Source organism: Azovibrio sp. (assembly GCF_049658005.1).
In the GTDB taxonomy this organism is placed as follows: Bacteria; Pseudomonadota; Gammaproteobacteria; order Burkholderiales; family Rhodocyclaceae; genus Azovibrio.
The window spans coordinates 1-12,975 of the sequence record NZ_JBASOH010000041.1 but is presented as its reverse complement, the minus strand read 5'-3'; the positions used below and the strand labels follow the sequence as shown (position 1 = coordinate 12,975).

Genomic DNA, 12,975 nt, shown 5'->3' with positions numbered 1-12,975 from the left:
GAAACCACATGAGCCAAGATCCCGTCTGCGGCATGATCGTAAAGCCTGAATCGCCACACCAGAGCATCCTGGAGGGGGTTCCCTACCGGTTCTGCAGCGCCGGATGCAAAACGAAATTCGACGCCGATCCGGCCCGTTATCTGGCAACTACCGAGACCTCGTCTGGAGCGCCGACGGCTGATCCGGGCGCCGAATACACCTGCCCGATGCACCCGGAAATCCGCCAGATCGGGCCGGGCAGCTGCCCAAAATGCGGCATGGCGCTCGAACCCCTGCTGCCCGGACTCGAACAGGAAGAAGACGACAGCGAATACAAGGATTTCCGTCGCCGTTTCTGGGGCAGCTTGCCATTGACCGTCATCGTCGTCGTACTGGCCATGGCCGGGCACGTCATTCCCGGGTTGACGCCGGTGGTCCGGACCTGGAGCGAGATGCTGCTCAGCCTGCCCATCGTGCTCTGGGCCGGCGCCCCGTTTTTTGTCCGCGGCTGGCGGTCGATCATCCAGCGCAGTCCGAACATGTGGACCTTGATCAGTATCGGCACCGGCGCGGCCTTCGTCTATAGCGTCGTCGCCGCGCTGGCACCGGAGCTTTTTCCGGCCTCCTTCATGGCCCATGGTCGTATCGGCGTCTATTTCGAGGCCGCTGCCGTCATCATCTCGCTGACCCTGCTCGGCCAGATGCTGGAATTGCGTGCCCGTTCGCAGACTTCGGCCGCGATCAAGTCGCTGCTTGGCCTGGCGCCCAAGACCGCGCGCCGGATTGCTCCGGACGGCACGGAGGAAGACGTGCCGCTCAATCAGGTTCACGTCGGTGATCTGCTGCGTGTTCGCCCCGGCGAGAAAGTCCCGGTCGACGGCGTCGTCGTCGAAGGTGTCAGTTCCATCGATGAATCGATGCTCACCGGGGAACCCCTGCCGGTGACCAAGCGAGTCGGTGATAAAGCGATCGGCGCAACCCTGAACACTTCCGGCAGCCTGGTCATCCGCTCGGAGAAGGTCGGCTCGCAGACCGTCCTTGCCCAGATCGTGCAGATGGTCGCCCAGGCCCAGCGCTCGAAGGCACCCATGCAGCGGATGGCCGACGTCGTGGCGGCGTATTTTGTAGTGGTCGTGATCGGGATCGCACTCAGCAGTTTCTTCGCCTGGGGCTTCTTTGGTGGCGAGCGCGGCTGGTTGCTCGGGCTGATCAATGGCGTCTCGGTGCTCATCATTGCCTGTCCTTGCGCGCTGGGTCTTGCCACACCGATGTCGATCATGGTCGCGACGGGCCGTGGTGCCACCCAAGGCATCTTGTTCCGGGATGCGGCGGCCATCGAGCGGATGGGCAAGGTCGACACGCTGATTGTCGACAAAACGGGCACCCTGACCGAAGGGCGGCCGACTTTCGAGCAGGCCATCGCCGTTTCCGGCGTCACCGTGGATGAGGTGCTTCGTTTGGCCGCCAGCCTCGACCAGGGTAGCGAACATCCACTGGCCGATGCGATCGTCCGCGCCGCCCGGGAACAGGGCCTGGCACTCGACAAGGTTGAGGATTTCGAGTCGGCCAGCGGCATCGGGGTGCACGGCAAGGTCGGCGGGCGCCGTCTGGCGCTCGGCAACGGGGCCTTGATGGCGCAAGAAGGCGTCGATACGGCCATCCTTGCCGAACAAGCCGAAAAGCTCCGGAAAGATGGCGCCAGCGTCATGCATCTCGCCGCCGATGGCCAATTGCTCGGCTTGCTTGCCGTTTCCGACCCGGTCAAGGCCAGTACGCCGGAGGCGCTGGAGAGTCTGCGGGCCGTCGGTCTGCGGGTCATCATGGCCACAGGCGACGGGCTGACCACGGCCAAAGCCGTCGGCGCGCGGTTAGGCATCGACGAGGTATATGGCGAAGTCAAGCCGGCCGGCAAACTGGCCCTGGTCGAACGCCTGCAGGGCGAAGGCCGGGTCGTCGCCATGGCCGGCGACGGCATCAACGATGCGCCGGCGCTGGCGCGCGCCGATGTCGGAGTGGCCATGGGCACCGGTACCGACGTGGCGATGAACAGTGCCCAGGTGACGCTGGTCAAGGGCGATCTGCGCGGCATTGCCCGGGCCCGCCTGTTGTCCGTCGCGACCGTCGGCAATATGCGGCAGAACCTCGTTTTCGCCTTTCTGAGGGTCGGCCGGGAATCATGAAAAATTCCCCGTTTCTGCTTTAAGCCTCTGATTCAACATCGAGAATCCGGAACCCATCCGCCAACACCGCAACCTTGCGCCGGAAATCCAGAACATAGTCGCCAAAGCGATTGATGTGTTCCAGACGGTATGGGGCCAGCCCAGCCAGAATTTCCTGGTTGATTAGCACTCCCTCGGCCTGCAACTGCTTCAGCACCCGGCTCATCCCCACCACATTGTGCAGGATGACCATGTTGGCGACGAGATGGTTGTACTTGATCACCTTGCGTTGTTCATGGCGCAGGTTCTCGGCGATCTCCCCTTCTCCACCGAAGAATATTTTCTTGGCGAAGCCATTGAACTGCTCAGACTTGTTGGTTTCAGCGTTGATGAGCCGGCGTAATTCGACGTCGCCGACGTATTTCAGCAAGAACATGGTTCGGACGACCTTGCCCAATTCCTTGAAGGCGAAATACAGTTTGTTCTTGCGGCTATAGGTACCCAGACGGCGCAGGATGGCCGAAGCTGATATTTTCCCGAGCTTGATGGAAATGGCCACGCGCAACATGTCCGGCAAATGGGTTTCGATCAATTGCCAGTTGATGTCGTCCGTGAATAGGCCGTCGATGTGCGCAAATTTCTTGTCGCTATCCGGACGATGGAACACCAGATCCTTGATGCCCCGGATACGGGGCATCAGCTTGATTCCAAGCAGATGCGACAAAGCGAAGACCGTGTAGCTCTGTGCCTGCGTATCGCCATGAATGGTATCCGGCCGAATATCCGAGGTGTTGGTCATCAGCCCGTCGAGGATATGCGTTCCCTCGTAGGTGCCGCAGGAAATGAAGTGACTGAACAAGGCGATAAACTTGTCCGAGACGTGGTAATAGCCGATGCCACCATAGCCACCATAGCGAATGTGGTGCTCGGAAATCAGGTTCTGTTCGTAGAGATTCCATTTTGTGCCATCGGCTGAGGCATGTTTTCCCGAACCCCAGTAGCCGGGCAATTCGAACTTGTTGTAGGCATTGATCACCTTGACGATGGCCTGTTCCAGCGCCTCTTCGGTCATATATTTGATGTTTAGCCAGGCAACTTGTTTGCGGCTCATTCCGCGAATCGAGCGTGCCGTCTGGGTGGGGCCCAGATTGCAGCCGTAACAAAACAAGGTGCTGATCACCCGTGGGCGCAAATCCTCGATCCGGCTTTCGGTCCCCATCATGGGCCGGAACAGCTTATGCATTTGCAGCCAGCGCTCGGTATCGATCAGCACGTCGACAATGCTGACGTTCTCCATGCGCTCGGTAATCAGATGGTCAATTTGGCGGATACCGGGCGGCAATTCGCTTGCCGGTGGCTTTTTCAGGATCAATCGGCCGTCGACGATCTCGGCATAGGCATTTTCCGGGAACTCGGCATCGACGGCTTCGGCCGTCTCCAGTAAGGCGGATTTCAATGCCTGGGTAAAGACCTTGGGATCGGTTTCAACGCCCGTTACCTGACCATATTCAGTCAGTTCACGATTCAGGGTTTCATCGTCAACCAACTGTTCGCGATAATCGTCATAGCGTTCGCCATGCTGAATGAAGAGGTCGCCTGACTTTAGCTCATCGCGAATGGCATACAAGACTGCCAGTTCAAAATAGCGGCGATTGATGGTGGCGATCCGTCCGTCGGCACGTTCGGTAACGACCAGTTTTCGCCAGGCAGCAGGCAACCACTGGAGATCGCGTTCTGCATCCAGGTCAATCAGCGAAATCGGCACGATCTCGTGACGCGAGCTGCGCAGTCCCTGCAACGCCTTCATCATCCGGATCAAGGTATCGTCCTCGCTGCTGCTCTGTGGATTGATGATTTCGATGCAGTTGAGTAATTGGGCGCGCACCGCCTTGTAGGGTTGGATGAGGAACGGCAGATAATTGCGACCGGCATAGGCCATGTGTTCGTCGCAGATGGCCACCAAGTCGTCGACGTCGGCAATCAGACTGGAACCAATGGCTTCCACGCGTTGATGGTCGGTGCCATTGATCTGGTAGGCCAGTAACACCTCCTTTAACTGCCCGATCAGGCGATCTGTTCGTTGCAAGTGTTCTTGCTGGTACTCACCCAACTTGGTGCGGGCCTGATTGTCCAGGTTCTGGAGCATGCGGACGAACAGATCGGTCGCATCGTCGAGGGTCTGCGCAAACTGCGCGCGGATATAAATGACCGCCAGCGCATAACGCTTCTGCGGTTTCAGTTCCGCCATCTCACTGGCATTCAGGGAGCGAGCGATATAGCGATACTGCTTGAGTTTGGGGACGGGAATATCCGGTTGGGGCAGTTGCTCAACGAGCAACTGCAAGCGCCTGATGTGTTGGAGGTAGGAGCGGGTTTCCTTGTTGGTTGGTTTCTTCGGTTCCCGCTTGAGCATGTTCCAGGTCGTGCTGGATTCATCCTTGCTGACCTTGAACAGGCTGTCGATCCGTTCCTTGACCTTGGTATCGAGTTGATTTGCGATACCCGCGAAATGCACCTCGTGAATCTTTTCCCGGGCCTGAATGGCCAATCGATCCAAACCCGTGAAGCCGGGCAACTCATAGCGGTGATGGACCAGTTCCTCCAGCATCACGTTGATGATGTCGGCCACGACATGGCGATTGTCGGCAGCCGTCTCGGCAATGTGCTGGAGCCAGGCCCGACCCTCCTGATTGAGTGGACGGACATCCAGGAAGCGGCGCAGCGATTCGATCATCCGTTCTCGGCCGGTTGAGCGGTCAAACTGCAACAACTCCTCCAGCCTTGGGGGACGGGCGAATCCCGTTTGCGCCACAATGTGCTGCCGGATGACGGTTGGTACATCCTTGATACGGATGAAATAGCCCAGTCGCTGAAAAAGCTTCAGATAGAGAAAGGCCACCGTGCGAGCGGGCGGTCGTTTGAAGGTCCGGTCAATGAAGGCAATTTCATCCCGCGTCAGGGTGTAGACCTCTTCAAGATCCTGCGCGGAAGGGTCCGCATTCAAGCGGGGATACGCGGTCTCGTACAGTTGGGTCATGCTGGATCAATCCCAATGCTTGCCGCTTGATGGATCGCGGCAAACTGCCTCCAGAAAGCATTCCTTGGCATCGGCAATGCGGTGGAGTTCATCCAGCAAAGCGTAGAGATGATCATCCAGAATATCGGCCGAGGGGGTCGGGACGGATAGCTGATATAGGCCGCGATCACTGTCGACCTGCTGCGCCTGAAAACGGGCGAGACCGGTATCCAGCATGTCGCGTAATGCACTGGCTTCTTTCCGACGGCTGCCGCTAAATGAAGATAGCTGGATCGATACCTCGATGATCGTCTGTGCCACTTCCGGAACGGCCGGAAGTTGCGGCATCGGCTTCACCAACTCCGGCAAAGTACGATCCAAGCCCTGCTCGAAGCGCGCCTTGAGACCAACATCAATCCCGTCCAGATAGCGCATGGCGGCCTTCACGTCGCGCCAGCCGACGTAGGTCATCAACTCCCGGATATCCCACCCGCTCGAACCTGCCCACTGGGCAAATCCCCGGCGTAGGGAGTGGCTGCTGAACGCTTCGGCATCGGCGATCCCCGCTTGCGCAAGGAACTGGCGAAGCATGGGAATGATGCTTCCAGGGAGAAGCCCAGTCTCTGAGAGATGACCCCAGCGGTTAATTTTACGAAAAAGTGGACCTTCCTTGAGTTCGGACAAGGCCAGCCAATCCTCGACCGCCTCCACCGGGCACAGGCGAGACAATGCCGGGCAGGAAAATTTTCGCCCTTCCAGTTGGCGATCCCCTTTGCTCCGCGGGAGATAACAGGTCATCCCCTCGCCAGGCTTGATCTCGATAAACTCGATGCACAGACTGGCCAATTCATCGGAGCGGAATCCCCGCCAGAACCCCAGCAGCACCAGAGCACGGTCACGGGTATGTCGTAGCGCGCTGCCGGCATCGCCCCGGACAACGGCGGCGGCTGTTGCCTGCACCAGCCAGTCACTGGTCTGTTGCAGGATGTCCAGTTCCAACGGCTTGGCGCGCTTCTCCTGGGCCGGATGCAGCGCCCGGATGCCTTTAAGAACTTGGCGGATCTTGGCGGCCTTGGTCGGGTCGGGGAAACCGTGTTCCTGGTGCCAGCGCGACAAGGCGGCCAATCGGTGCTTGAGGGTGTTCAGGGATAAGGATTCGGCGTGTCCGGCCAGATACCGGGCAATCGAATCGATCGTTGCCGGCAGTAGACCGCGCCACTCTATCTCGAAATGGCGGATGGCCGAGGCATAACTGCGTCGGGTATTGGCCCGCTCAGCCGCATTAAGGTAAAGATCGACCCGACTCATCGCTTCCGTTGTCGTCGCCTATCGCGTGTTGGTTATGTAGTGGCAAGAAGCCCTGCAACTCCAACTGGGATAATGAAAATTCCGCAGAATTTGCCATTCTAAGATAGATAAATAAAAGAGCGCTCGCAGCGCTCACCTTATTTTGATTTAATGCCCGGCGGCTGCTGTCGCCTTGCTAGCCGCATCCAAGCCCCCCTTGGCTTTCCACTCGGCAAAACCGCCTTGGAGAATTCGTACGTTGTCGTAGCCGGCAATGCGTAGCGCGAAACCGGCTTGGGCTGACAGACTGCCGGTATTGCAGTAGATCAATACCGGCTTGTCTTTGGGAATAGACTGGCGCTGCGCGATCACCTGGCGCCATTCGAGATTGACCGAGCCGGGAATGTGTTCCTTCGCATATTGATCCTTGTCGCGGGCGTCGATGACGTGAAAACGCTTCCAGTCTTCACGCGGAATTTGCTCGGCGAACATGGTGGCGCCGCCGTAGTCGACGAAATCGAGGTATTCCTCCATGGCCTTGACCGCTTCTTCACGGTTGTCAGCCATGGCTGGTGCAGAAAGTATGGCGAGCGCCAGCAGACTGACGCGGAGCAGCTTGATTGACATGGGTTGTCTCCTTTTTTGAGTACGTTGGGGAAAGCTGATTCAGCGCTGGCCGAGCAAGCCAAAGTGATAGGGGCAACTGGCTTGCAGATCAACGCTCTGGATAGCCTTGAAGCCGGCTTCCTCCATCCATGTCTGGCATTGTTCTGGTGTCGGCCGGATCTCCAGCGATGGTCCACGAGGCGTAGCAATGTCGCTACGCCAGTGGATCACGGAGAGCATGCCGTCTAGGCCAAGCACCCGATGTGCCTCGCGCAATAAGGCTACCGGATTCTCCAGATGCAACAGGTTGAAGATCATGGCGTGTGCCTGCGAACTAGCGGCCAGCCCTGTGCCATCGGTAACGAAGTCGCGAAGGACAACCTGAATATTGTCGTATGCCCTGGCCTCGGCTTTTTGCCGGACCGCCTCGACCATCTCTGGTTCGATGTCGAGGGCCGTGACGATGCCGGCGGTTCGCCGGGCAGCCGACATCGTGAAAGTGCCGAAGCCACAGCCAAATTCCACGATGTTGCCGGGCGAGTTATCCAATATCAGCAGTTGCTCAAGCGCGGCCTCCGGGTCAAAAAACGTCGCCCAGTAGGCCTCCTCAGGCATGCCGCTTTCACGTCCTTTCATGTTTTCCCCAATATCAGCGTCGAACTCAAAACACCAGTACCTTGTCGGCTTCCGCCGTCCAGGCCGCCAGCTCAAGCAATGTGCTGCGCCGGGTACCTTCGACAACCTCACCTGGCGTAATACCCCGGGCATCCATGCAGGTGCCGCACAAACCGACTTCGCCGCCGACCATGCGCACCATGTCACCGGCGTTGTAATAACCTTCCGGTACTTTCTGACCAGCCTTGGCACAAGCCACGGCATCGCCCATCAGAAAGATCCGGACCGATTCGCCATCACGTTTGGCCAAGGCCTTGGCGAGGCGTAGGGCGTTGTAACTACGCTCGGTGCCATAGGGAGCATCGTTGAGAATGAACAGTGTTTGCATGGCGAATCTCACTTTTGGCTTGATGAAATGCTTACTTGTCGCTTGCCTTCAAGGCATCGAAGTTCTTCCGCACGCTGTCGTTGAGCAGTAGTCCGGATTTCCCCTGTTTAGACACGCTTTCCATATCCAGCACATCGGCGATGATCTGGTAACTGGCGGCACCGTTGAAATCCTTCCCGTCGGCGACAATCAACTGCGTACCGTAGAACACTGCGGGCGCGGGGAGTCCCGGCGCCAGGCTGGACGGAAGTAGTTGATTGAATAGGCACGCGGTAGGTGTTGGCAATCTCGGCAGCCACTTGAAGGTTACCGTTGCAGCGTTGCCCTGGCGGGTCTTTGGCGATGAAGGTCAAGACAGAACGGCCGGCAGCATCCTTGGCTCCAGGCACCGCCATCGAGACATCGGCAGCACTGACCGAAAAGGAGATGAGCACGCCGGATACAATAATGATCAACGATTTCATGGGGACTCCTCCGCTGTTGGGTATCAGTTTTTGCTGGTTTCGATGGGTAGACCGCAGGCCGCCCATTCGCTGACACCATCGCTGATCTTCTGGGCGGTGAAGCCATTGGCGCGCAGTAGTTTCACGGCCTCGTCGGACATCAGACAGAACGGCCCACGGCAGTAAGCGACGATCGCGCAATCCGCCGGCAGGTCGGCCAGACGCTTTTCCAATTCGCCCAAAGGCATGGAGCGGGCAAACGGCAGGTGGCCGGCTTCGTATTCAGCCGGTGGGCGGACATCAATGACGATGACGTCGCCTTGCTTGGCTTTCTGCAACAGGCTTTCCCGGCTCTCCGAACAAAGGCTGTCCGGTTCGCTAGCCATCTGTTCAAGGGCAACGCGCAGTTCGACGAGATGTTCCTCAGCGGTTTCCCGTAGCGTGACCCAGAGTTGGGAGACATCCGGGCCGCTCAAGCGGTAATGAATGTATTTGCCGTCACGCCGGGTTTCGACCAAACGGGCTTCACGTAACGCCTTTAGGTGAGCACTGGCCAAGCGCATATCTATATCGGCCTGAGCAGAGAGGGTTTCGACCGGCTTTTCGCCCTGGGCCAGCAGTTCAAGTAGTTCCAGACGCTTCGGGCTGGACAGTGCCTTGCCGATGCGGGCAACGTGTTCGTAGAGGTAGGACTTGGTAGGCTTGGCTTTCATACGATCAATCTAACGTCTGTTAGATTGATCGTCAAGAAAAGGTATTGCTTGAACCGGCCCCCTGATCAAGCAGCCTTCCAGCCCGCCACAATGATGCCCATGCCCAAAAGGGCAATTCCAGCCCCCAGGTAGTCGAACGGAGAGAGTTTCACACCATCGATGACGCGCAGCCAGAGCAGAGCTGTCGCTACATAGACACCACCGTAAGCGGCATAGACCCGGCCACTTGCTGCTGGATGCAAGGTCAGCAGCCAGACAAAGACTACAAGACTAAGCGCAGCCGGCAGTAGCAGCCACGGGGAGCCATCCTTGCGCAGCCACAGGTAAGGCAGGAAACAGCCGATGATTTCGGCCAGTGCGGTAGCAAAGAACAGCAAACCGGTCTTGATCATTGCCCGTCCTCAGTGTTTGTGCGCATGGTGCGCATCGGGAAAGTGCGCGTGTGTATGCTCAATCGACGCGTGCTGGTGGCGATGGGTATGGCTGGTTCCTGCCAGCACTGGTCCAGGGTGATTATGGATGTGGTGGTCATCAAGTTCCCCATGGACATGCTCATGCGTATGCTCAAGCGCTTCGTGCCGATGTCCATGCTCATGTTGCTCCGATAGATGCAGCCAGACACCCAAGGCCATCAACAACCCGGCCACCAACAATTGCGGGGTCACTGGTTCGTTGAGCAACAGGATCGCCAGCAGCGTTCCAAAGAATGGCGCCACGGAAAAGTAGGCGCCAGTGCGGGCAGTCCCCAGATGGCGCAGCGCGATGACGAAGAGCGTGAGGCTGGCGCCATAGCTGGCGAAGCCAAGCAATGCCGCCTGCGCAACGACTCCAGGTGCCGGCCAGAGCGCCCCGGCCAAAAGCGCCAGTACGAGATTGGTGATTCCGGCGACCAAGCCCTTGACCATGGCGATGAACGAGGCATCAGCCAGCGCCACCTTGCGGGTCAGGTTGTTGTCGATCGCCCAGGCGAAACAGGCACCGAGAATCGCCAGCGCCGGCCATGCCCCGGAGAACTGCGCATCGGATGGCCAACTCAGGACCAGTGCCCCGGCGACGATAGCGAGCATGCCCAGGGCGATACGACGGTCAAAGTTTTCATGAAAAACAAACCAGGCAAGCAGTGCGGTCAGAACGCCTTCGGCATTCAACAACAGCGAGGCGCCCGATGCCGGCATGGCTGACAACCCGATCATCAGCAGTACCGGCCCGATCATGCCACCGGCGACGGTGGCTGCAGCGAGCCAGCGCCAATCGCCCCGATCAAGGTGCACCTTCGGGCTACGGCGAATCTGGCGCATGAGCCAGAGGCCGATGCCAGAGCCGAGATAGAGCAGCGCTGCCAGCAGCCAGGGGCTGACCTCGGCCAGCAGCAGCTTGGATAACGGGGTGCCTATCCCGAACAGACCGGCTGCCGCGAGGGCAACGGCAATGCCGCGATGCCAACTCATGGGCTACGCTCCTTGGGTGGCCAAAGGGGCAATCACTGCCTCCAGTTCGGCCGGCTTCGAAAGTGCTTCGCTATGACAGACGCAGGCTTCATGGTGAGCTGCCGCGACCAACTCATGAAGAATCCCGCAGTCCCCGGCGAGATGGCTGTTGCCGCATCGGCCGCGCAAGGCAGTGAGTTGGCGCTCCAGTGCCTGCATGCTTTGCAAACGGGCCTGGACGCGGGCCAGTTGCGCATCGATCAGTTGGTCGATATCGCGGCAATCGCTTTCCGGATGCGCCACAAATGCCAGCAAGCGCTGAATGTCGGCCAGCGAAATATCCAAAGCCCGACAATGGCGGATGAAGGCCAGCCGTTCCACGTGCAAGGGAGCATAGGCACGGTAGCCGTTTGGATGACGGGCCGGCGCCGGTAGCAGTCCCGCTTTCTCGTAATAACGGATGGTTTCGATATCGACGCCAGTGGCTTGCCCTAACTCACCAATTCTCATGACTCGATCCTCCTTGCTGCCCGGGCATTTCGGAAAACTTTATTTTACGCGCTTGACCCTATAGTTACTACAGGGTGTGTAATGCAAATAACAACTCGGGCATTGCTTCGGCTCCGACTATTTTCCTTAATTGCAATTGCTTGACCCTGTAGCCACTCAAGGGTTTCTAATACAGGAAACAAGGAAAACACCATGAGTCTTGACCCAACCCCAAAGCCCCTTCAGGAAACCACTCACTGCGGATGCGCCAGCAGTTGCTCCGTAGCGGTGCCCGCCGCCGCTGACATCCCAGCAGCCCCCGATCTCGCACAAAGCGATGGAGTACCCGTCTTCCTGATTACGACCATGGACTGCCCGACCGAGGAGAACGATATCCGTCGTGCGTTGGCCAGTATCGAGGGCATCCATTCCCTGCGTTTCCAACTGTCGGCACGCACCGTTTCGATTGATGCCACGACGGAAGCACTCGATGCCGCCTTGGCCGCCATCCGCAAGGCCGGTTTTGACCCCAAGCCGGTGTCGGCAGGTCAGGTCGCAAAGGAAAACGTCGGTGCCAGTGAACTATGGCGAGGCATTCTGGCGCTGGGCCTGGCCGTCGGCGCGGAAGCGCTGGATTTCTTCGCGCCCGACACATTGCTTTTCAAGGGGTTCGGTATGGCATTGGCCGTCGCCGCGATCTGGTTGTCCGGTATTTCAACCTATAGCAAGGGACTGGCGGCATTGCGGCGCGGGCAGTTGAACATGAATGCGCTGATGGGTGTGGCGGTGACCGGTGCCTTCCTGATCGGCCAGTGGCCGGAGGCGGCGATGGTCATGGCCTTGTATGCCATTGCCGAGTTGATCGAAGCCCGCTCCGTGGATCGGGCGCGTAACGCCATCAAAGGCCTGCTCGACCTAACGCCGCAGACGGCGGAAGTTCGGCAAGCCGATGGCGCCTGGCTTGAAGTTCCGGCCGCAGCGGTACAACTGGAGTCCTGCGTGCGGGTAAAACCCGGCGCCCGGATACCGCTCGATGGTCAGGTGACGGCAGGAACGAGTGCGGTTAATCAGGCACCGGTCACCGGCGAAAGCATCCCGATTGATAAGGCGGCAGGCGACCCGGTGTTCGCCGGCACGATCAACGAAACCGGCATTCTGGAGTTCCGCGTGACGGCTGCCGCCGCCGACACGACGCTGGCCCGCATCATTCACGCGGTCGAACAGGCACAGGGAACACAAGCGCCGACGCAGCGCTTTGTTGATCGGTTTGCCGCGATCTACACCCCGACCGTATTCACCTTAGCGGTTGCGGTGGCCGCTCTGACGCCATGGCTGCTCGACTGGACCTGGACGCAGTCGCTCTACAAGGCCCTGGTGCTGCTGGTTATCGCTTGCCCCTGCGCGCTGGTGCTCGCCACGCCGGTGACGGTCGTCAGCGGACTGGCGGCAGCGGCCCGACGCGGCATCCTGATCAAGGGTGGCGTCTATCTTGAGGAGGCCCGCAAGCTGCGCGTCATTGCCCTCGACAAGACCGGCACCATTACCGAAGGCAAACCCCGTCTGGTCGCCACGGAGATACTTCCCTCAACGGTCCCCGAATCCCAGGTACTCGCTTGGGCGGCCAGCCTTGCCGGGCATTCTGACCACCCGGTCTCGAAAGCGATTGCGACCGGCCTCAATCTTCCCGAAAACGGCCTGAGCGATTTCGTCGCACTCCCGGGACGAGGCCTCGAAGCACGCGCTGACGGCCAACTGCTGATCCTCGGCAATCATCGTCTAATCGAAGAACGCGCTTTGTGTAGCGCCGAGATCGAGGCCCGTTTACAGGCGCACGAAACCCAAGGCCGGACGGT

The 12,975-nt window shown here is 59.1% G+C and carries 12 protein-coding genes; 2 read left to right on the top strand and 10 right to left on the bottom strand.

Going from position 1 to position 12,975, the window contains the following annotated elements; genetic code table 11:
* Positions 1–8: 8 nt before the first annotated feature.
* On the top strand, positions 9–2,159 hold the full coding sequence (locus WBH99_RS04300; RefSeq protein ID WP_424218877.1) for a heavy metal translocating P-type ATPase: 2,151 nt from the start codon (positions 9–11) through the stop codon (positions 2,157–2,159).
* A gap of 19 nt (positions 2,160–2,178) precedes the next feature.
* Here the strand turns inward: WBH99_RS04300 and WBH99_RS04295 are convergent, their stop codons facing one another.
* The 10 genes from WBH99_RS04295 to cadR form a co-directional block, all read right to left on the bottom strand.
* Positions 2,179–5,175, bottom strand: coding sequence for a Tn3 family transposase (locus WBH99_RS04295; RefSeq protein WP_424218876.1), 2,997 nt, complete (start codon positions 5,173–5,175; stop codon positions 2,179–2,181).
* A 6-nt stretch (positions 5,176–5,181) separates the two neighbouring features.
* Entirely contained in the window at positions 5,182–6,462 is a 1,281-nt protein-coding gene (locus WBH99_RS04290; protein ID WP_046531516.1) for a site-specific integrase, read from the bottom strand.
* A gap of 147 nt (positions 6,463–6,609) precedes the next feature.
* Positions 6,610–7,068 (bottom strand): rhodanese-like domain-containing protein, encoded by a 459-nt coding sequence (locus WBH99_RS04285; RefSeq protein WP_046531517.1) that lies wholly within the window; start codon positions 7,066–7,068, stop codon positions 6,610–6,612.
* Between the two features lie 39 nt (positions 7,069–7,107).
* On the bottom strand, positions 7,108–7,683 hold the full coding sequence (locus tag WBH99_RS04280) for a class I SAM-dependent methyltransferase (protein WP_046531518.1): 576 nt from the start codon (positions 7,681–7,683) through the stop codon (positions 7,108–7,110).
* 25 nt (positions 7,684–7,708) lie between these two features.
* Positions 7,709–8,050 (bottom strand): DsrE/DsrF/TusD sulfur relay family protein, encoded by a 342-nt coding sequence (locus WBH99_RS04275; RefSeq protein WP_046531519.1) that lies wholly within the window; start codon positions 8,048–8,050, stop codon positions 7,709–7,711.
* A 31-nt stretch (positions 8,051–8,081) separates the two neighbouring features.
* Complete coding sequence (locus WBH99_RS04270; RefSeq protein WP_424218875.1) at positions 8,082–8,336, bottom strand: hypothetical protein; 255 nt, start codon at positions 8,334–8,336, stop codon at positions 8,082–8,084.
* 201 nt (positions 8,337–8,537) lie between these two features.
* The gene (locus WBH99_RS04265) at positions 8,538–9,206 is read right to left on the bottom strand and encodes an ArsR/SmtB family transcription factor (RefSeq protein ID WP_046531521.1); all 669 of its coding nucleotides are present in this window, start codon (positions 9,204–9,206) and stop codon (positions 8,538–8,540) included.
* Between the two features lie 65 nt (positions 9,207–9,271).
* On the bottom strand, positions 9,272–9,598 hold the full coding sequence (locus WBH99_RS04260; protein WP_046531522.1) for a YnfA family protein: 327 nt from the start codon (positions 9,596–9,598) through the stop codon (positions 9,272–9,274).
* A 9-nt stretch (positions 9,599–9,607) separates the two neighbouring features.
* Entirely contained in the window at positions 9,608–10,654 is a 1,047-nt protein-coding gene (locus WBH99_RS04255; protein ID WP_046531523.1) for a DMT family transporter, read from the bottom strand.
* A gap of 3 nt (positions 10,655–10,657) precedes the next feature.
* Positions 10,658–11,143: a Cd(II)/Pb(II)-responsive transcriptional regulator gene (cadR, locus tag WBH99_RS04250; protein ID WP_046531524.1), complete on the bottom strand. Its 486-nt coding sequence runs from the start codon at positions 11,141–11,143 to the stop codon at positions 10,658–10,660.
* Between the two features lie 345 nt (positions 11,144–11,488).
* Between cadR and WBH99_RS04245 the strand changes: the two genes are divergently transcribed.
* Positions 11,489–12,975: heavy metal translocating P-type ATPase (locus WBH99_RS04245; protein WP_424218874.1), on the top strand; the 1,487-nt coding region annotated here is incomplete at its 3' end.